18 protein-coding genes and 1 pseudogene are annotated in these 17,729 nt (G+C 72.5%); 9 read left to right on the plus strand and 10 right to left on the minus strand.

All coding sequences use genetic code 11. The features are described from left to right. Positions 1 to 105: 105 nt before the first annotated feature. Entirely contained in the window at positions 106 to 1,878 is a 1,773-nt protein-coding gene (locus ACZ7G1_RS15375; RefSeq protein WP_470874750.1) for a lysyl oxidase family protein, read from the minus strand. A gap of 200 nt (positions 1,879 to 2,078) precedes the next feature. Next, a pseudogene (locus tag ACZ7G1_RS15380) lies at positions 2,079 to 2,267 on the minus strand (TetR family transcriptional regulator); the annotation flags it as partial. Here ACZ7G1_RS15380 and ACZ7G1_RS15385 point away from each other — a divergent pair. From ACZ7G1_RS15385 to ACZ7G1_RS15415, 7 genes are all read left to right on the plus strand, one after another. Then, positions 2,218 to 3,495 (plus strand): FAD-dependent monooxygenase, encoded by a 1,278-nt coding sequence (locus ACZ7G1_RS15385; protein WP_471204148.1) that lies wholly within the window; start codon positions 2,218 to 2,220, stop codon positions 3,493 to 3,495. The pseudogene ACZ7G1_RS15380 and the gene ACZ7G1_RS15385 sit on opposite strands and share 50 nt — an antisense overlap. A 205-nt stretch (positions 3,496 to 3,700) precedes the next feature. Beyond that, positions 3,701 to 4,852, plus strand: a complete 1,152-nt coding sequence (locus tag ACZ7G1_RS15390; protein ID WP_470874747.1) for an ABC transporter substrate-binding protein — start codon at positions 3,701 to 3,703, stop codon at positions 4,850 to 4,852. Positions 4,853 to 5,009: 157 nt separating this feature from the next. Further along, the gene (locus ACZ7G1_RS15395; protein WP_470874924.1) at positions 5,010 to 5,879 is read left to right on the plus strand and encodes an ABC transporter permease; all 870 of its coding nucleotides are present in this window, start codon (positions 5,010 to 5,012) and stop codon (positions 5,877 to 5,879) included. Continuing rightward, positions 5,867 to 6,724 carry an ABC transporter permease gene (locus ACZ7G1_RS15400; RefSeq protein ID WP_470874746.1) on the plus strand — a complete coding sequence of 286 codons (858 nt, stop codon included), beginning with the start codon at positions 5,867 to 5,869 and terminating at the stop codon, positions 6,722 to 6,724. Before ACZ7G1_RS15395 ends, ACZ7G1_RS15400 begins: the two co-directional genes overlap by 13 nt. Next, positions 6,721 to 7,797 (plus strand): ABC transporter ATP-binding protein, encoded by a 1,077-nt coding sequence (locus ACZ7G1_RS15405; protein WP_470874744.1) that lies wholly within the window; start codon positions 6,721 to 6,723, stop codon positions 7,795 to 7,797. Before ACZ7G1_RS15400 ends, ACZ7G1_RS15405 begins: the two co-directional genes overlap by 4 nt. Then, positions 7,794 to 8,447, plus strand: a complete 654-nt coding sequence (locus ACZ7G1_RS15410) for an HAD family hydrolase (RefSeq protein WP_470874742.1) — start codon at positions 7,794 to 7,796, stop codon at positions 8,445 to 8,447. The genes ACZ7G1_RS15405 and ACZ7G1_RS15410 overlap by 4 nt, the downstream gene beginning before the upstream one ends. 25 nt (positions 8,448 to 8,472) lie before the next feature. Then, the gene (locus tag ACZ7G1_RS15415) at positions 8,473 to 9,228 is read left to right on the plus strand and encodes a GntR family transcriptional regulator (protein ID WP_470874740.1); all 756 of its coding nucleotides are present in this window, start codon (positions 8,473 to 8,475) and stop codon (positions 9,226 to 9,228) included. Between the two features lie 69 nt (positions 9,229 to 9,297). Here ACZ7G1_RS15415 and ACZ7G1_RS15420 read toward each other — a convergent pair whose 3' ends face one another. The 5 genes from ACZ7G1_RS15420 to ACZ7G1_RS15440 all read right to left on the minus strand — a co-directional run bounded on the left by ACZ7G1_RS15420 (position 9,298) and on the right by ACZ7G1_RS15440 (position 12,685). Then, on the minus strand, positions 9,298 to 9,858 hold the full coding sequence (locus ACZ7G1_RS15420) for a phosphonate degradation HD-domain oxygenase (protein ID WP_470874738.1): 561 nt from the start codon (positions 9,856 to 9,858) through the stop codon (positions 9,298 to 9,300). Continuing rightward, entirely contained in the window at positions 9,855 to 10,952 is a 1,098-nt protein-coding gene (gene tmpA, locus ACZ7G1_RS15425; protein ID WP_470874736.1) for a 2-trimethylaminoethylphosphonate dioxygenase, read from the minus strand. Before tmpA ends, ACZ7G1_RS15420 begins: the two co-directional genes overlap by 4 nt. 104 nt (positions 10,953 to 11,056) lie before the next feature. Further along, positions 11,057 to 11,611, minus strand: a complete 555-nt coding sequence (locus tag ACZ7G1_RS15430; RefSeq protein ID WP_470874734.1) for a Clp protease N-terminal domain-containing protein — start codon at positions 11,609 to 11,611, stop codon at positions 11,057 to 11,059. Then, positions 11,611 to 11,820, minus strand: a complete 210-nt coding sequence (locus ACZ7G1_RS15435) for an RNA polymerase sigma factor sigma-70 region 4 domain-containing protein (protein ID WP_470874732.1) — start codon at positions 11,818 to 11,820, stop codon at positions 11,611 to 11,613. Before ACZ7G1_RS15435 ends, ACZ7G1_RS15430 begins: the two co-directional genes overlap by 1 nt. A 106-nt stretch (positions 11,821 to 11,926) precedes the next feature. Next, on the minus strand, positions 11,927 to 12,685 hold the full coding sequence (locus ACZ7G1_RS15440; protein ID WP_470874730.1) for a DeoR/GlpR family DNA-binding transcription regulator: 759 nt from the start codon (positions 12,683 to 12,685) through the stop codon (positions 11,927 to 11,929). A gap of 64 nt (positions 12,686 to 12,749) precedes the next feature. On the opposite strand from ACZ7G1_RS15440, the gene ACZ7G1_RS15445 reads away from it, so the two are divergent. Both ACZ7G1_RS15445 and ACZ7G1_RS15450 read left to right on the plus strand, forming a co-directional pair. After that, positions 12,750 to 13,415, plus strand: a complete 666-nt coding sequence (locus ACZ7G1_RS15445) for an NUDIX domain-containing protein (RefSeq protein ID WP_470874922.1) — start codon at positions 12,750 to 12,752, stop codon at positions 13,413 to 13,415. Between the two features lie 227 nt (positions 13,416 to 13,642). Beyond that, complete coding sequence (locus tag ACZ7G1_RS15450; protein ID WP_470874729.1) at positions 13,643 to 15,058, plus strand: outer membrane protein assembly factor BamB family protein; 1,416 nt, start codon at positions 13,643 to 13,645, stop codon at positions 15,056 to 15,058. A gap of 29 nt (positions 15,059 to 15,087) precedes the next feature. Here the strand turns inward: ACZ7G1_RS15450 and ACZ7G1_RS15455 are convergent, their stop codons facing one another. The 3 genes from ACZ7G1_RS15455 to ACZ7G1_RS15465 all read right to left on the minus strand — a co-directional run bounded on the left by ACZ7G1_RS15455 (position 15,088) and on the right by ACZ7G1_RS15465 (position 17,661). Beyond that, positions 15,088 to 16,194 carry a sensor histidine kinase gene (locus tag ACZ7G1_RS15455; protein ID WP_470874727.1) on the minus strand — a complete coding sequence of 369 codons (1,107 nt, stop codon included), beginning with the start codon at positions 16,192 to 16,194 and terminating at the stop codon, positions 15,088 to 15,090. Beyond that, positions 16,187 to 16,897 carry a response regulator transcription factor gene (locus tag ACZ7G1_RS15460; protein WP_470874726.1) on the minus strand — a complete coding sequence of 237 codons (711 nt, stop codon included), beginning with the start codon at positions 16,895 to 16,897 and terminating at the stop codon, positions 16,187 to 16,189. The genes ACZ7G1_RS15455 and ACZ7G1_RS15460 overlap by 8 nt, the downstream gene beginning before the upstream one ends. 80 nt (positions 16,898 to 16,977) lie before the next feature. Then, entirely contained in the window at positions 16,978 to 17,661 is a 684-nt protein-coding gene (locus tag ACZ7G1_RS15465) for a VanZ family protein (protein WP_470874725.1), read from the minus strand. Between the last annotated feature and the right edge of the window lie 68 nt (positions 17,662 to 17,729).

A 17,729-nucleotide genomic window follows, 5' to 3' on the forward strand; every position in this document is an offset into this window, starting at 1 on the left:
AGCAATTCTCTCTCCCCTTCCCGACCCCCCCTTCTGGGCGAAGAACAAAAACGCCCCCCCCCCCCCCCCCCCCCCCCCCCCCCCGCTGCGTGGGGTGGTGCGGGGTCAGTTCGCGTTGACGAGGTCGTGCGCGGGGACGGTCACGGTGCGCTGACCGGGGGTGCCGCCGAGGACGACCTTGCGCAGGGCGCTGTTGTTGTCGAGGTTGGTTTCCTTGAGGCGCTTGGCCGGGTTGGCCAGGACCTGGATGTAGTAGGTGCCGTTGGGGACGTCGGTGATGTCGAAGGACTGGCCCGGAAGGTCCTGGGTGTAGGTGTCACCGGAGCCGACGTCGAGGACCTCGCGGACGGAGATGGAGTTCTCCTGGCCGCAGGCGGTGGCGAGGTCGGTGTTGTACGGGTGCCAGTTGGCGTTCTTCACGGTGTAGTCGACGGCGTCGGTGTTGGCGAGGCAGAAGGCCTCCTTGCCGCTGCGCACCGCTTCCTTCTTGTCGGCCTTCAGGAGCCGGTAGCTGGCGAAGTCGGTGAAGTGCCAGTGCACGTGGCCGGGGCGGGGGTCCCACTCCATGGTGCCGGTCGGGGTGTAGCCGACCTGCTTGCCCTTGGCGTCGTAGAAGTACTGGTAGGCGTCCATCTTGGCCTTGCCGGGCGAGCGGAAGCCGTCCACCACGAGCTGGGCCGGGCCGGCGTTCCACACGTTGGCGCTGAACGCCAGGTAGTCCTTGCCGGGGACGTTCTGGCCACCGTCGCTGATCATGATCCCGTAGGCCGGCAGCGAGCGCAGGTCGGGCTTCGGCACGTCGGGCACCGACGGGGTCCCGGTCGGACGCTTCGCCTGCGGCGCGAGGGCCGGTGCCTGGCGCGAGCCGTCGGTCTGGCCCGTGGTGTCGGCGGCCTGCAGGTCGGCGCGCGCGGCCTGCTGCCTCTTCAGCGCCCAGGGCAGGGCCGGCGGCGCGGCCTTCAGCGGGCCGTGCCCCACGTTGTACGAGGGACCGGCGCCGCTGGTGTCGGGCGCGGCGAGCTGGGCGGGGGACGGGGCGTGGCCCGCTCCGTGGCCCGCCGCGTGTCCGGCCTCGTGTCCGGCGTGACCGGCCGGGGCCTGGTGGGCGCCGCCGTGTCCGGCGTGCTCGCCGGCGGTGTTCGCCCGGGCGGCGCCGCGGCCTTCCTCCCAGCTGCGCTCCTGGATGGTGACCTTCACCGTCGCGGGCTTGTCGGCGATCCCGAACAGGTCCCGGTACTTCTTGGCGACCCGCACCTTCGCGGTGTACGAACCGGCGGCGAGCTTCACGGGCTGCGTGTAGGAACCGCCATAGGTGTTGGCGGCCCAGCCCTTCTCCACGCCCCACACCGAACCGAGCGTGAAGGGGTTGGTGGGGCAGCTCTCGGGATACTTCGAGGTGGCGGGCGCGTCGGGCCGTACCCGGCCGCTGGCGTTGTTCGGGCAGAAGCTCTCCGCCTTGTCGACGACCTTCTTGCCGTCCTTGTCGGTGACGGTGACCTCGACGAAGCCGGGCAGCCCGGAGAAGTCCTTCACCGTCCCCAGCGGCAGCGTCTTCGCCTTGGCCTTGCCCCCCTCGTACACCGTCTGGGTGGCGACGACCGGATCCTTGTACGACTTCCGGGTCACCTTCAGCTCCAACGGCGTTCCCTCCGCCGTCAGATACGTCCCCAGGTCCAGGTAGACACCCGGCTCCTCCTTCCAGGAGGTGAGCGTCACCGAGTCGGTCGCCGCGATCAGACTCAGCTTCGGCCCCGTCGACGCGGCCTTCGCCGTCTCCGGCGACGCCGCCATGAAGCCGACCGTCACCGCCATGGCGGCCACAGCCGTGGTCCCGACAAGCAGCGGACGCCGCAGCGGGGTTGTGCGCGTGGTGGTCATCGTTCCCTCGTCCTTCGTGTGCTGTGCCGAGCAAACGGGCCGCGGTCCGACGGGACGGGGACCCTCACCCCGCCCGTACGCCGTGCAAGGCACTTCCCGCGCCCGCCGGGTGAGAGGAGATGACCGCGCTCCCGGTTGTCCGAAGAGCGGAAGTCGTCACGATGTTGGCCGGAAGTCGCCTACTCGGGGCGTGACGGGGTCTACCGCAGAGCGGCGGCGACCAGGCCTTCCAGGGCCTCGCGCGATACCTCGCCACCGCTCAGCAGACCGTCGAAGACAAGTCCGTCGACGCAGGTCAGGAGGGTGTGCGTGCGATTCTCGACGTCCGTGACACCGCGCGTGGCGAGGAATCGCCGGACCGCCTCGCGGCCGGCGTTGTCGCGGGGGACGGGCGGCATCGCGGCTCTGCGGTCGGACTCGGCGATCGACGTACTCGCCGACGAAGGGATCCGCAGCCTGACCCACCGCGCGGTCGCGGTGGTGGTCGGAGGTGGCATCGGCGGGCTCGCCGTCGCGATCGGGCTGCGCCGCGTCGGATGGGAGGTGACGGTGGTGGAGCGCGCGGCCGTGCTCGACGACGCGGGGCGGGCATCTCACTCGCCGCCAACGGCCTGCGCGCTGGACGAACTCGGCGTCGGCGCGGCGGTGCGCGGGGCGTCGCGAGGCCAGTACAGCGGAGGCATCCGTACACCCGGGGGCGGGTGGCTGGCCCGGATGGACGGCGTGGTGCTGGAGCAGGCGGTGGGCACGCCGATCACGGGCCTTCCGCGCTCCACCTTGCACCGTCTGCTTCGAGACGCCTTGCCTGCCGACGCACTGCTGATCGGATCCGAGGCCGTCTCCGTCGAACAGGTCGACTCCGCGACGGTTCGCGTCGGCTGCGGCGACACGGTCCTGGAAGCCGATCCGGTGGTGGCGGCGGACGGCGTCGGCAGCGGGATCCGCAGCCGTCTGTTCCCGGACCACCCGGGCCCGGTCCACAGCGGCTCGACGGTGCTGCGCGCCATCACCGAGCACGTGGTCGACCCGCGTACCGACTTCGAGCTGACCTGGGGCCGAGGCGCGGAGTTCGGGCACATCGCCCTCCTGGACGGGCGGGCCGAGTGGCACGCGGTCCTCGACCTCCCCGCCGGAACGCGGTTCGCCGATCCGCTGGCCGAACTGCACCGGCAGTTCGGCGCCTGGCACCACCCGATCCCCGCCCTGCTCGACGCGACCCGGCCCGAGGACGTGCTGCACCACGACGTCAACGAGCTCCGCACGCCCCTGTCTTCGTACGCCGTCGGAAGGATCGCGCTCCTGGGCGACGCGGCCCATGCGATGACCTCCCACCTCGGACAGGGTGCCTGCCAGGCGCTCGAGGACGCGGTCACGCTGGCCGCCGCCCTCGGCGCCGGACCCACCGCCGAGGCGGCGCCGGCGCGCTACGGCTCCGAGCGGCGGCCCCGCAGCCAAGCCGTCGCACGAGCCGCCCGACAGGCCGGGCGCGTCGGTCAGCGACTTTCCCACCCCGTGGGTGTCGCCCTGTGCAACACGGCGATGCGGCTGACACCGTCGCGCGTCGCCACGCGCATGATCCTGCGACACCACGCGTGGGTCCCGCCGCACCTCGGCTGATCCGGTGCACGCCGTCGGCGATGGGCGCAGGCGGCGGCGCAGGGGCCGGCGAACTCGCGGGTAACCAGATCCGCCGGGGAATGGCAGGGCTGTCTTCGCCTCGCGTTCACGGGAAGGTCATCGCGGCCCTCCGTAATGCAGGAGTTGTATGAACAACAGTTGTTCATACAGCTTGGCCCCGCTCCCTTTCCCTCATGGAGTACGCGTGACCTCCCCTGCCCGCGCCGCCGCACTTCTCGGCGCCCTCGGCCTCACCGCCCTCACCCTCACCGCCTGTGGCGCCGCCCCCACGAAGGACGCGGCCGGCGCCGACGGCAAGAACATCGCCGCCGCTTCCTCCGCCGCCGACGCCGGCGGCATGGACGCGCTCGTCGCCGCGGCGAAGAAGGAGGGCACGCTCAACGCGATCGCCATCCCCCGCGACTGGGCGAACTACGGCGCGATCATCGACGGCTTCACCGCGAAGTACGGCATCAAGGTGAACGTCGAGAACCCCGACGGCTCAAGCCAGGACGAGATCAACGCGGTGAAGTCCCGCAAGGGCCAGGACCGGGCACCCGACGTGCTCGACCTGGGCGCCGCGTTCGCCCAGGCCGCGGGCGACCAGGGCCTGACCGCGCCCTACAAGGTCGCCGCGTTCGGCAAGATCCCCGAGGCCCAGCGGGACAGCCAGGGCCGCTGGTTCAACGACTACGGCGGCTACGTCTCGATCGGCTGCGACGCCAAGCGCGTCGCGGTCTGCCCGCAGACCTTCGCGGACCTGCTCAAGCCCGAGTACAAGGGCAAGGTCGCCCTCAACGGCAACCCGACGAAGTCGGGCTCGGCGTTCGGTGGCGTGTACGCGGCGGCGCTGGCGAACGGCGGCTCGTTCGACGACATCCAACCGGGCATCGACTTCTTCGGGAAGCTGAAGAAGAACGGCAACTACAACCCGGTCGAGTCGACGCCGGCCACGGTCGAGAAGGGCGAGACGCCCATCTCCATCGACTGGGACTACCTGAACTCCGGCTACGCCGAGCAGTTCGCGTCCAAGGGCGTCGACTGGAAGGTCGCCGTGCCCACGGACGGCGTCTACGCCCAGTTCTACTCCCAGGCGATCAACAAGGACGCCCCGCACCCGGCGGCGGCCCGCCTGTGGCAGGAGTACCTGTACAGCGCCGAGGGCCAGAACCTGTGGCTCAAGGGCCACGCCCGGCCCGTGCTCATGCCGGCCATGGAGGCCGACGGCACCCTCGACAAGGCGGCCGCGGCGGCGCTGCCGAAGGTCGCGGGCACCCCAAAGTTCCCCACCGAGCAGCAGACGTCCAAGGCCAAGGAGACCCTGTCGCAGGGCTGGGCCGCGGCCGTCGCCGGGTGACGCCTCGATGATTCCGCACTCCTCCACCGCCCCGTCCGGGGCCGCCCGCGCGCACACCGCGCGGGTGGCCCCGGCGGGGTCCGGCGTCGGCACGGGCCGCACCGACGCAGCGCAGCGGGCGGCCGGGATCATGACGACCGGGACCGCCGGTTCCCCCATGACCGACGGCTCCGCCGTACGCCCGCCACGGGCCCGGCGCCGGCCTCGCTCGGGCGGCTGGCTCGCCGCCGTACCGCTGTTCCTCGTCGTCGCGCTCGCCTTCGGGCTGCCCGCGCTCGCCATGACCGACGGCGCCTTCACCGTCGCCGACGGCGGGTACGGCCCGGACAACCTGGCCCGGTCCGTGGACGGCGCCTACGCCACCGCGCTGCTCGGCAGCGTGAAGCTGTCCGCGCTCACGGCCGCCGCCGGCACGGTCTTCGGGCTGCTGCTCGCTCAGGCCGTGGTCTCCTCGCGCGGCCGGGCGCTCCGCGAGGCCGTCCTCACCGCGTCCGGGGTGCTCGCCAACTTCGGCGGCGTCCCGCTGGCCTTCGCGTTCGTCGCCACCCTCGGCAACGCCGGCGTCCTGACCACCCACTTCGGGCTCGCGGACCACGGCTGGTCGCTGTACGGGTTCTGGGGCCTCGCCCTGACCTATCTGTACTTCCTGGTGCCGCTCATGGTGCTGACCGTGGCGCCCGCGCTCGACGGGCTCCGCGTCCAGTGGCGCGAGGCCGCCCACGACAACGGCGCGACGACCTGGCAGTACTGGCGCCATGTCGGCCTCCCAGTGCTGCTGCCGTCCCTGCTCGGCGGGTTCGTGCTGCTCTTCGGCAGCGCCTTCGCCGCGTACGCGACGGCCGCGGCGATGGTCGGCAGTTCCGTACCTCTGGTCACCCTCCAGATCGCGGACGCGCTCTCCGGCAACGTCCTGGTCGGCCAGGAGAACGTGGCGCTCGCGCTGAGCCTCGACATGGTCGTGGTCGCGGCGCTCGTGATGGCCGTCCACCTCCCCCTCCAGCGAAGGAGCACCCGATGGCTCGCCTAGGACGTCCCCTCGTCCTCCTGGTCGCGGGGGTCTACTTCCTGGTGCCGTTGCTCGCGTCCGCGGTGTTCACCGTGGACATCCCCGGGCAGGGGCTCACCCTCTCCTCGTACACCCGGATCTTCGCCGCGCCCGGCTTCACCGGCAGCCTGCTGCTGTCGCTCGGGCTGGGGGCGGCGACCGTCGCGCTCGTCCTCCTGATCACCGTCCCGGCGGCGGTCGCGGCCCGGCTGTCGGCGCCCCGGCTGCGGCCGGTCCTGGAGGTCGTGTGCACGCTGCCGCTGGTGGTGCCGCCGGTCGCGCTCACCGCCGGGCTCGGGACGGTGCTGCGCTGGGGCCCTGAGAAGCTCTCGACGACCCCGCTCTACCAGACCTTCGTGGCCGTCCAGAACCCGGAGTTCCCCTTCGTTCTGGTCCTCGCCTACGCCGTGATGGCACTGCCCTTCGTCTACCGGGCGCTCGACGCGGGCCTGCGCTCCGTCGACGTCCGCACGCTGGTGGAGGCCGCGCGGGACTGCGGGGCGTCCTGGCCCCGGGCGCTCGTCTCGGCCGTACTGCCCAATCTGCGAGGCGCGTTGCTGAACGCCTCGTTCCTGACGCTCGCGCTCGTGCTCGGCGAGTTCACGGTCGCCTCGCTGCTCGGTTTCCAGCCCTTCGCGGTGTGGATCGTGCAGGCGTCCGGCTCCGACGCCCGGCTCTCGGTGGCCGTGTCGCTGCTGAGCCTGCTGCTGACCTGGGTGCTGCTGCTCGGGCTGACCACCGTGGGCAACCGCCGCCGGCGCGCACCGCGCTCCCCTCGCCCGTCCGAGGCCGCCGCGGCCTCCCGAGGAAAGACCCCCACCCCATGACCACCGTGCCCGACATCTCCGCCCGGACCGGGGCGGCCCTGAAGCTGCGCGGTCTGCGCAGGTCCTTCGGCTCCTCCGTCGCCCTGGACGGCCTCGACCTCGACGTCGCTCCCGGTGAGCTCCTCGCCCTGCTCGGTCCCTCGGGCTGCGGCAAGACGACGGCGCTGCGCGTGCTCGCCGGTTTCGAGCGCCCTGACGAGGGCCAGGTGCTGCTCGACGGCGAGGACATCGTGCCGGTGCCCGCCGACCGCCGTGACACGGCGATGGTGTTCCAGTCGTACAGCCTCTTCCCGCACCTCACCGCCGCCGACAACGTGGCCTTCGGGCTGCGGATGCGCAAGGTGCGGTCCGTCGAACGGCGCGCCCGTGCCGCCGAACTGCTCGACCTGGTGGGGCTCGCGGGCCACGGCGACCGTTTCCCGCACCAGCTCTCCGGCGGCCAGCAGCAGCGGGTCGCCCTGGCCCGCGCCCTCGCCCTGCGGCCCCGGCTGCTGCTGCTCGACGAGCCGCTCTCCGCGCTCGACGCCCGGGTGCGGGTGACGCTGCGGGAGGAGATCCGCAGGCTTCAGCTGGAGCTCGGCATCACCACCGTCTTCGTCACGCACGACCAGGAGGAGGCGCTCTCGATGGCCGACCGGGTCGCCGTGATGAACGGCGGAAGGCTCGAACAGTGCGCCTCTCCGACGGAGTTGTACGAGCGGCCCGCGACGGACTTCGTCGCGGAGTTCGTCGGCACCATGAACAGGGTGCCGGGCCGGGCCGCCGACGGCGGTCGCGAGGTCGAGGTGCTCGGAGTGACGCTGCCGGTCGATGAGCCCTCCGGCCGCACCGGGGACGTACGGGTGCTGCTGCGGCCCGAGGCGCTCGAGGTGACGGCGGGCGGCCCCGCACACGTCACCGGCACGTCGTTCCACGGCCCGACGACCCGGCTGCGGATCACGCTGCCCGACGGCACCGACGTCAAGGCGGACGTCCCCACGCACACCGCGGCCGGTCTCACGCCGGGCACGGACGTCTCGGTCCGCCCCCAGCCGCGGCCCGTGCTCCTGGCCTCCGCCGGAGGTGGGGTGTGAGGCGGCTGCAGGCGGTCCTCTTCGACATGGACGGCACGCTCGTCGACACCGAGGGCGTCTGGCTCGACGTGGTGGAGGCCGCCGCCGCGCGCCGGGGCCGGACGTTGGACGCCGAGCGGCGCAGGGCGGTGACGGGCCGGTCCGTCGAGGACACGGCCGAACTGCTGCACGCCCATCTGGCGGCGCCGGCCGCGGAACTGGCCGCCGAGCTGGGCGCGGAGTTCGCCGCCCGGCTCGCGGTGGGGGCGGCTCCCCGACCCGGCGCGCTGCGGCTGCTCTCGGCGCTGCGCGCGAGCCGGGTGCCGACGGCGCTGGTCTCGGCCTCGCCCCGGGCGGTCGTCGCGCAGGTGGCGAGCACCCTGGACGGGCACCGGTTCGACGCGCTGTTCGGCGCGGAGGACACCGCGCGGACGAAGCCCCAGCCCGATCCGTATCTGGCGGCGGCCGTGGCGCTCGGCGCCGACCCGGCGCGGTGCGTCGCGGTGGAGGACAGTCCGACGGGGGTCACCTCGGCCGTCGCGGCGGGCTGCCGGGTCCTCGCGGTGCCGTCGACGGAACCGCTGGTGGACTTCGCGGGAACCGAGGGTGTCACCCTGGCGGAGTCGTTGACCGAGGTCGACCCCGAGCTGCTGAACTCCCTGGTCGGGTGAGCCGCGCGCATGACAGGGTGGGCGCGTGAGTGACGAACGGGGCAGGACGCCGCTGTATCTGAAGGTCGCGGGGGATCTGCGGACCGCCATCACGGCGGGTGAGTACGGTTCGGGGGCGAAGCTCCCCGCCGAGGACGAACTGGCCCGCCGCTACGGCGTGTCCCGGGGCACGGTCCGCCAGGCGCTGGCCGCGCTGCGCACCGACGGCCTGATCACCTCCCGGCGCGGCTCGCGCCGGGTGGTCCTCGGCGGGCCCCGGCTGCACAGCTTCGGCGAGCTGCGCTCGTTCACCCGCTGGGCGCGCTCGCTCGGCGAGGAGCCGGGCGGCCGCATCGTGGCCGTGGACCGGGTGCCGGCGGACGCTGAGGAGGCGGAGAAGCTGCGCGTCGAGGAGGGCGCGCCGGTTTACCGGGTGCGTCGGCTGCGGACGCTCGCGGGCGCTCCGGTGATGGTGGAGCGGACGACGTACCCGGAGCGGATCGGGGTGCTGGTGGCCGGGCTGCCGCGGGACGCGGTCTCGCACTCGGAGCAACTGGAGCTGCACGGCGTGCTGTTCGCGGACGCGCGGCACACCATCGACCTGGTGCCGGCCGACGCGGACGACGCGGAGCTGCTCGGCTGCCGGGTCGGGGAGTCACTGCTGCGGGAGCGACGGCATTCGACGGACCCGGCGGGGACGCCGGTGGAGTGGTCGCAGGACCGCTATCTGCCGGGGACGGTGGCGTTCACGATGCAGAGCTCGACGGCGACGAGCGCGCTGGGCCGCAGACTGGGCGCCTGAGCCCTCCGTATACGCACACGGTTGAACCCGGGGTCGGGGACCCCGGGTTCAGTCGTTTCCGGGGTGCTGTCAGGAGGGGCGGACCAGGGCGGCGAGCAGCGGCCGGAAGTGCGCGAAGTCGGGGGTCGGCAGCTGCGGGTCCTTGGCCTGCTCGTCCCAGCGGCGTACGGCGACGGCGTCGGCCGCGCCCGGGTCAGCCTCGAAGGCGCGCACGTGGTCCTCGGTCATGGGCCCGCCCTGAACGGCCAGGGTGTGCACGGAGGCTTCGGACAGGAGGGCGAAGTAGCCGGGTTCGACGGCGCAGAGGTACCGCTTGGCGGCGACGTGCAGGCGTACGGGTCGGGTGACTTCGGGCCCGAACCACTGGCCGAGCCAGTCGGCCCCGGTGTGGCTGTGCCGGTTGTCGGTGCCGTTCTCCATCAGGTCGCGGCCGGTGACGGCTCCCTGGAAGTGGCCGACGTCGTGCAGGAGCGCCGCCGCGACGAGGTGGGGCGGGGCGGCCGCCGCTTCGGCGAGGGCGCCGGCCTGAAGCATGTGCTCGGCCTGGGTGACGTCCTCGCCGAGGTATTCGGCGCTGCCTTCGCCCCGGAAGAGGGCGGCGAGGATGTCGAGGGGGTCGGGCGCGGTCACCTGCCGGCCTCCTCGCGGCGCAGGACGGCGAGGGTGGAGGCGAGGCCGTCGATGTCGGCGTAGGCGCCCTGGAGGTGGCGGTCGCCGGACTCGGCGAAGGCGGTTCGGGCGTGCAGCAGCCGTGTGTTGTCGAAGATCAGGCAGTCGCCCGGAGCGAGCCGGAAGTCCAGCTGGAGCTCGGGGCGCAGCAGCAGTTCGCCGAATTTGCGGTAGGCGGCGTAGAAGGCGTCGAGGAGGTCGGCGGGCAGCCGCAGGGTGGCGATGGAGCGGTTGTTGAAGCGGATCTCGCGCAGCCGGCCGACGGGGTCGGTGTCGATCAGCGGCCGGTGGGCGCGGAGTTCGGTGTGCTCGTCGACGAAGGCGAAGGGGACGGGGACGCGGGTGAGGATCTCGTACGCCTCCGGGTCCTCGGCGCGCAGCAGGACTGCGGCGTGGAAGCCGTCGACGAGTCCCGAATCGCCGCCCTGGGCCGCGTTGGTGAGGCAGTGGAGCAGCTGGAGGGTCGGAACGGGGTCGCGGTAGGGGTTGTCGGTGTGCGGGGTGATGCGGGCGCCGGTGAAGGCGAGGTTGTTGGGGTCGGCCTCGACGCGGACCTCGAAGAGCTCGCCGTAGTTGGTCTCGCGGACGTAGCCGAAACTGCTTGCCACGTCGAGGACTTGGCGGTCGCGGACGGGGACGCCGCGCAGCAGGACGAAGCCGAGGCGCAGGACGGAGTCGAGCGCGTCGGCGCGGGTCGCCGGGTCGGTGGTGTACGCGTCCCAGTCGACCTCGGGCAGCCCGTCCTCGAAACGGCTCGCCGCCCACAGCTCCTTGTCGTCCTCGGTGCGGCCGTCGCCGGGTGCGGCGGCCGCACCGAGGAGATGGGCGCCGAGCCACGTCTCGGCGTAGACGGAACGGTGTCCGTCGGGGGCCCAGACGACCTCCCGGGCGGGGGCGCCGTCGGGGGTGCGGGAGTCGCGGACGGTGTCGACGGCGAGCGCGGCGGGGATGTCGGTGATCTGGAACAGCTTCTGGCCGTTGCGGGGGTCGCGGCATTCGGCGCAGGGGCAGTTGTCGCGCAGCCAGAACGGTGGGGCGGTGGCGAGTGACACCATGAGATCTCCAAGTTGTACAGACAACTTTCGTTCGCTGGGGAGCCTCGCAGTCGAGGATGGCCGCGGGGTTACGCGCAACCCAACGCGCCCAGCGCACGCGGATCTCAGGGGGCCTGCGGGGCGAGCAGAGCGGCCTCGACGCCGGTGTAGGTGACGCCGTGGTCCGCGAGGGTCTCGGCGACGAGTCCGCCGGAGAGGGTGAGGGCAAGCAGCAGGTGTTCGTCGCCGATGTGGCGGTCCTTGCGGGCGACGGCGACGCGGAGCGACTTCTCCAGGAGGGTCTTGGCCTCGCGGGAGAAGGGCCGGCGGCCGGCCCGCTTGGCGGAGGGTTCGTGGTGGCCGGTGAGGGCGCCGGGGCCGTGTGCCTCCTCGACCCGGGAGACGATCGCGTCGACGTCGATACCGAGGTCGGCGAGCGCCTCGGCGTCCGCGCGGGAGAGGCCGGCGCGGCGGCGGGCGTCGGTGAGGGTGGAGACGAGGGACGGGCGGCGGTCGGGCGGGCAGAGGGCCTGGAGAGCGGCGGCGGCACGGGTGTCCTCGCGGTCGAGGAGGGCGAGGAGGACGTGCTCGTCGGTGACGGCTTTCGCGCCCTCCCGCGCCGCGTGCTCGACCGCGCCCCTGACGACGGCGCGCGCGGGTGAGGTGAACCGTTCGAACATCACTGCCTCCCGTACTTCTTGTGGACGGCCTGTCGGGTGACTCCCAGTTCGGCCGCGATCTCCTGCCACGACCAGCCCTGGTTACGCGCGCTGCGCACCTGGACGGCTTCCAGCTGTTCGAGGAGTCGCCTCAGCGCGGAGACGGCTCGCAGCCCGACCCGGGGGTCACGGTCGCCCGCTCGCGCGGCGAGATCGGTCGCATCGGTCATGGTGTCAACTTACGTTGACACGCCCCGGGTGTCAACCTTGGTTGACATGGAGTGCGGCCGGCGCGGTCCCGAGTGGACGGTTCGCGCCCTGGCCGCCCGCCGCGCCTCAGTCGGCCGCCAGGACCCCGACGCCCATCGCCCTGAGCTGCGCGATGACCGGATCGGCGGGGTCGGCGTCGGTGATCACACCACTGATCCCCTCCCAGGGCAGGACACGGAAGCGGGACGCCGTTCCGATCTTCTCGGAGGAGGCGAGGACGTACGTGTCGGCCGCGCGCGCGGACAAGGCACGCTTCATCGCCGCCTCCTCCGCGTCTCCCGTGGTCAGCCCCGCCTCGGGGTGGACGCCGGTGACGCCGAGGAGGCAGAGGTCGGCGGAGATGTTCTGCGCGGCTTCCACGGCGGCGGCGCCGCAGGTGACCGCCGAGTGCTTGAAGACACGGCCGCCGAGGAGGAAGAGCTCCGCCGCGGGGTGGTCGAGCAGGGCCGAGGCGATCGTCGGGCTGTGGGTGATGACCGTACAGACGAGGTCCCTCGGAAGGGCGCGGGCGACGGCGAGGGCGGTCGTGCCGCCGTCGAGGATCAGGGCGGCACCCGGGGAGACCAGGCCGGCGGCCACCGCGGCGACCCGTTGCTTGCCGTCGGGCGCGACGGCCTGCCGGGCGGCGTAGTCGGCCACCGCGGGCGAGACGGGCAGCGCACCGCCGTACACCCTCTGACACAGCCCTTCGGCGGCCAGATCGCGCAGGTCACGGCGCACGCTGTCCTCGGAGATCCCCAGTGCGGCGGCGACGTCCTTGGCGACGATCTTGCCCTCGCGGGCGAGCAGATCGAGCAGGTGGTCGCGCCGTTCGGCAGCCAGCATCCGCGTTCTCTCCTGTTCTTGCACGTTTCTGCATGTATCGTAACCCGGCATGACCGATACGCCGATGAACGCCCGCCCCGGCATCGACACCCCCGACCACCGCGGCCGCACGGGGCTCGACCGCGCCGGGCGCGACCTGGACGGCAACCCGGACGTCGTGGTCCGCGACGTCGAGCTCACCTCCCGGGGCTGGCACGTACTGCGCCGCACCACCTTCGACTACCGGCGCCGCGATGGGCGTTGGGTCACCCAGCAGCGGGAGACGTACGACCGCGGGAACGGGGCGGTCGTCCTGCCGTACGACACGGAACGCGGACAGGTGCTGCTCACCCGGCAGTTCCGCTACCCGGCCTATGTCAACGGCCACCCGGACGGCATGCTCGTCGAGGCGGCGGCCGGACTCCTCGACGGCGACGACCCGCTCTCCGCGATCCGGCGCGAGAGCGCCGAGGAACTCGGCGTCACCCTGGGCCCGGTCACCCACGTCCTCGACGCCTACATGAGCCCCGGCTCGGTCACCGAGCGCCTCCACTTCTACGCCGCCCCCTACACCCCCGCCGACCGCACCACGGACGGCGGCGGCGTCGAGGAGGAGGGCGAGGACATCGACGTACTCGAACTCCCCTTCACCGACGCCCTCGCCATGGCCCACGACGGACGCATCGCCGACGGCAAGACCATCCTGCTCCTGCAATGGGCCGCCCTGAACGGCCCCTTCGCGGGTCGCTAGCCTGACCCAGGATCAGAACGGCCCCCTGGAAGGGAGTTCCCGCCACGGAGACCGGCGGGGAACGAAGGGCCGTGTCGTCGTCGCATGGGGGAAAGCGGATGTCGCAGTCGAACGAGCCCTGGTACCGGCACAGCCCGCCGCCTTGGCCGGTGCCGGACAATCCGTACGCCCCTCAGGGGTACGGGCCGCCACCTCCGCCCGTTCCGCGCCGGCGCCGGCGAGGCCCCGTGGTCGCCGCGGCTCTCGTACTTCTGCTCCTGGCCGGCGCCGGGGTGTACCTGGTGAAGCAGTGGGACGCGCCGGAGAAGGGCCGTTCGCCCGTCGCCGAAGGGTCAGGGCGGCCGTCGGAGACCGGGGCCACTCCCCCGCCGGACGGGAAGCCCACGGCCCAGGCCCGGCGCATCCCCTCCACGGAGGAGATCGCGCGGCAGCGGCGCGACGGAGAGGCCGGGGCCTGGGTCGTCGACGACCGGACCGACCTGCCCCGGCGGAGCATCCCGCTGCGGAACCTGTGGATCGTGGGCGACACGGCCGTGCAGGCCGTGTACAAGCGGGTCGTGGCGCACCGGCTCAGCGACGGTGCCGAGGTGTGGAGTGTGGCGCTGCCGACGCCGGTGTGCGAGACGCCCGTCCACCCGACGCCCGACGGGAAGGTCGTGATCGTCCTGCAGAACGTCGAGGCGTGGACGGGTGCCCGGTGCAACCAGCTGCGCATGATCGACCTGCGGACCGGCAAGGCCGGCTGGCAGCAGCGGCTGGCCGAGACGGGGGCCGGTGACAGCACGATCCTGGTGGACAGTGCGGTGGGTGCCGGGACCTTCGCGATCGTCCAGAGTCTCAAGGCCACCGCGTACCGGGTGAGCGACGGGCGCAAGCTGTACGGCATCCCGATGGAGGACCCCGGGAAGTGCTACCCGGGGCGGGTCGCGGGCGGAGGCAGGCTGCTGGTCCTCGACGACTGCGCACTCGGCTCCCTGGAGCAGGCGTACACCCAGCTACGGGAGCTCGATCCGGCCACGGGCAAGGTGCGCTGGCGCTATCGGACCGCTCCGGGGCAGATGATCGGTCAGGTCCTCTCGTCCGCCGACCCGATCGTCGTCACCACCGTGCGCAAGGAGACCGGCGGGGCGGACTGGCGGGTCGTCGTCCTCGGACCCGACGGCAAGGCACGCCGGACCATCGATCCCCGGGCGAAGGGTTTCAAGCACTGCGGCGACTCCGTGGACACCAGCGGCGACGCCCAGGCCTGCCGGGAGGCCGCCGTCGGTGGCGGCCTCGTCCTCCTGAGCGGCAAGGATCGCGTCGGGGCGTACGAGCTGTCGTCCGGGAAGCTGATCTGGGGCGTGAAGTCGGAGGGGCAGTCGTTCGGCTACTTCCCCCTCCGTGTCGGCCCGGGGAAGACGGGGATCGTCTACCAGGTGGGCACGCTCAAGGAACCCGGGCGGGTGTTCCGAGTCGGACCCGGCGGGGTGGACACGGTGAAGGATCTGCTGAAACTGCCCGTCGCCACCGCGCCGTTCGAGTTCGGGATGGGCGTCGTCGGGGAGAAGGCGTACGTGGGCGACCGGCTCGTGCTCACGCCGTCGACGGTCAGCGGCGACGACGCCCAGCACGAGCCGCGCATGCTCTCGTTCGCGCCGTGACCCGGCGCTCGCAGGGCGTACGGGACTAGTCAGCGCGTACGGGACTCGCCCCGGCCGGCGGCCGGCAGGCGGACCGTGACCACGAGACCTCCGGCGGGGCGGGCGGCCAGGGCGAGCGTCCCGTCGTGGGCGCGGACGACGCTCTGGACGATGGCGAGGCCGAGACCGACGCCTGGGTGCTCGTCACCGCGGGTGCGTTCCGTTCCCCGCTGGAAGGGTTCGGTGAGGGTCGGCACCAGTTCCGCAGGGAGCCGCCGGCCGGTGTTCTCCACCCGCAGGACGCTCACGGCACCGTCCGGTGACGTCTCGGTGTGGACCGTCACGGTGCCGCCGGTGGGCAGGTTGTGGACGATGGCGTTCTGCACGAGGTTCGTCGCCATCCGCAGCAGGAGTTCCGCCGAACCGCTGGTCGGTGCCGGTTCCCCGGTGACGTCGAGGATGATCCCGCGCTGCTCGGCGAGAGGAAGAAGGGTCTCGGCGGCCTCCTCGGCGACGAGGGACAGGTCCGCTCCCTCGTGGGTGACGTTCCCGCGCTCGCTGCGGCTCAGCAGCAGCAGGGCCTCGGTGAGGTCGATCGCGCGGGTGTTCACGCTGTGCAGGCGTTCCAGGAGTTCGGTCCGGTCGCGGGTGGGGTCCTTGCGCGCGACGTCCAGGAGCGTGCGGGAGACGGCGAGCGGGGTGCGCAGTTCGTGCGAGGCGTTCGCGGCGAAGCGCTGCTGCTCGGCGACGTGCGATTCGAGCCGGTCGAGCATGCTGTCGAAGACGTCCGACAGTTCGCGGAACTCGTCCCGGCGGCCCTCAAGCTGGATCCGGTGCGACAGCGATCCACTCCCTGCCCTCCGCGCCGCGTCCGTGATCCTGGTCAGCGGCGCGAGCATCCGGCCCGCGAGGAACCAGCCCCCGACGAGGCCGAACACGAGCAGGAACGCCATCGCGACCGCCGCGGCGGGGGCGAAGGTGCGAACGAGCAGGTAGCGGTTGGGGGCGATTCCCAGGAGGCCCTGCGAGTTGTCGGGGACGTAACGCAGCAGGAAGGCCCAGACCACGACCAGCAGGAGGGCACCCGCGAGCGCGAGGAAGCCGGCGTAGCTGAGCGTGAGCTTGAGGCGGACGCTGAGGCCCGGGCGTCTAGGCATCCGGGCTGCCGTCCGGGGTGGTGATCCCGCCGCCGGCCGGCGGCGGGGTGTCGATCCGGTAGCCGACGCCGGGGACGGTGGCGATGATCCAGGGCTCGCCGAGTCGCTTGCGCAGGGCGGAGACGGTGATGCGGACGGCGTTGGTCAGCGGGTCGGCGTTCTCGTCCCAGGCGCGTTCGAGGAGTTCCTCGGCGCTGACGATCCCGCCTTCGGCTGCGACGAGGACGTCCAGCACGGCGAACTGCTTCCGGGTCAGCGCGACGAAACGCCCGTCGCGATACACCTCACGGCGGAAGGGATCCACCCGCAGACCCCCGATCTCCCGGACCGGCGGCCGGGCATACGCGCGTCTACGGTCCAGGGCCCTCAGCCGAAGCACGAGCTCGCGGAGGTCGAACGGCTTGGTGAGATAGTCGTCGGCACCGAGCTCGAACCCCGACGCCTTGTCGTCGATCCGGTCGGCGGCCGTCAGCATGAGGATCGGAATGCCGCTGCCGGACGCCACGATGCGCCGGGCGACCTCGTCGCCCGAGGGTCCGGGGATGTCCCGATCCAGGACCGCCAAGTCATACGCATGGACACTGAGCAGCTCCAGGGCCGTATCGCCGTCGCCCGCGATGTCGGCGGCGATCGCCTCCAGCCGCAGCCCGTCCCGTACGGCCTCGGCCAGGTAGGGCTCGTCCTCCACGATCAGTACACGCATGCCCGAAGCCTAAGCAGCACGACATATCGCCGCCGTATGCGTGGGACGGCGGGGCGTCGCCCGCGCGTCGGGCGCGCGGTTCACCGTGCGGCGGCCTCCTCCCTAGTTCGCCACCAGCGGCGGGACGCCAGCCCTGCCAGTACGGCTCCGGTGGCGTTGACCAGGACGTCGTCCACGGAGGACACCCGGTCGAGGCTCAGCGCGTACTGCGCGGTCTCGACCAGAACCGAGCAGCCGGCCCCGAGCGCCAGGATCCGTGACGGCGACGCCAGCGCGGCGAACCGCATCGGGGCGAAGAACCCCAGCGACGCGAACACCAGCAGGTTCCCCACGATCCCCAGCGACCCCATGGTGACCAGGTCCCGCAACGGCACGAGACTCACCCGTGCGGGGACGACCCCCGCCCCCTCCCCCGGCATCATGGTCAGCCACAGGAACGGCACCGTCCCGTGCACCATCCCCACCTCCGCCAGCGACAACCGCCACGCACCTCCGACACCGGCCGCACGCCGCCACCACGCCAGGACTCCCGCCACGAGCACGGCGACGGGCACGGTGACCAGCGTCATCAACACCACGCCGTTGAACGTGTCGAAGCACCCGTGCCAACGCCCCGCCATGCACCTCGGCGCGGACATCATCAGCGGCCCCCGCACGAAGAACAGCGCGCCCGCCGTGACGAGCACCGCCAGACCGATGAACAGGACGCGGCGTGCGGGGCTGCCGGGTCGGGGTGAGCGTGGCGGGGAGGCGGTGTGGGTCATGCCGCTATTGGAGGGGGTGGGGCGTTGCGGTGGCGTATGCGGTTTTCGATACGTCCGCGATATGCGCC

The organism is Streptomyces sp. NPDC037273, from assembly GCF_055603625.1.

What these genes read in the sequence shown, in the direction of transcription:
- ACZ7G1_RS15460 (WP_470874726.1), bottom strand. Translation starts at nt 16,897, where the DNA reads ATGCGTGTACTGATCGTGGAGGACGAGCCCTACCTGGCCGAGGCCGTA.
- ACZ7G1_RS15440 (WP_470874730.1), bottom strand. Translation starts at nt 12,685, where the DNA reads ATGCTGGCTGCCGAACGGCGCGACCACCTGCTCGATCTGCTCGCCCGC.
- ACZ7G1_RS15445 (WP_470874922.1), top strand. Translation starts at nt 12,750, where the DNA reads ATGAACGCCCGCCCCGGCATCGACACCCCCGACCACCGCGGCCGCACG.
- ACZ7G1_RS15435 (WP_470874732.1), bottom strand. Translation starts at nt 11,820, where the DNA reads ATGACCGATGCGACCGATCTCGCCGCGCGAGCGGGCGACCGTGACCCC.
- ACZ7G1_RS15455 (WP_470874727.1), bottom strand. Translation starts at nt 16,194, where the DNA reads ATGCCTAGACGCCCGGGCCTCAGCGTCCGCCTCAAGCTCACGCTCAGC.
- ACZ7G1_RS15465 (WP_470874725.1), bottom strand. Translation starts at nt 17,661, where the DNA reads ATGACCCACACCGCCTCCCCGCCACGCTCACCCCGACCCGGCAGCCCC.
- ACZ7G1_RS15405 (WP_470874744.1), top strand. Translation starts at nt 6,721, where the DNA reads ATGACCACCGTGCCCGACATCTCCGCCCGGACCGGGGCGGCCCTGAAG.
- tmpA (WP_470874736.1), bottom strand. Translation starts at nt 10,952, where the DNA reads ATGGTGTCACTCGCCACCGCCCCACCGTTCTGGCTGCGCGACAACTGC.
- ACZ7G1_RS15400 (WP_470874746.1), top strand. Translation starts at nt 5,867, where the DNA reads ATGGCTCGCCTAGGACGTCCCCTCGTCCTCCTGGTCGCGGGGGTCTAC.
- ACZ7G1_RS15395 (WP_470874924.1), top strand. Translation starts at nt 5,010, where the DNA reads ATGACCGACGGCTCCGCCGTACGCCCGCCACGGGCCCGGCGCCGGCCT.
- ACZ7G1_RS15430 (WP_470874734.1), bottom strand. Translation starts at nt 11,611, where the DNA reads ATGTTCGAACGGTTCACCTCACCCGCGCGCGCCGTCGTCAGGGGCGCG.
- ACZ7G1_RS15375 (WP_470874750.1), bottom strand. Translation starts at nt 1,878, where the DNA reads ATGACCACCACGCGCACAACCCCGCTGCGGCGTCCGCTGCTTGTCGGG.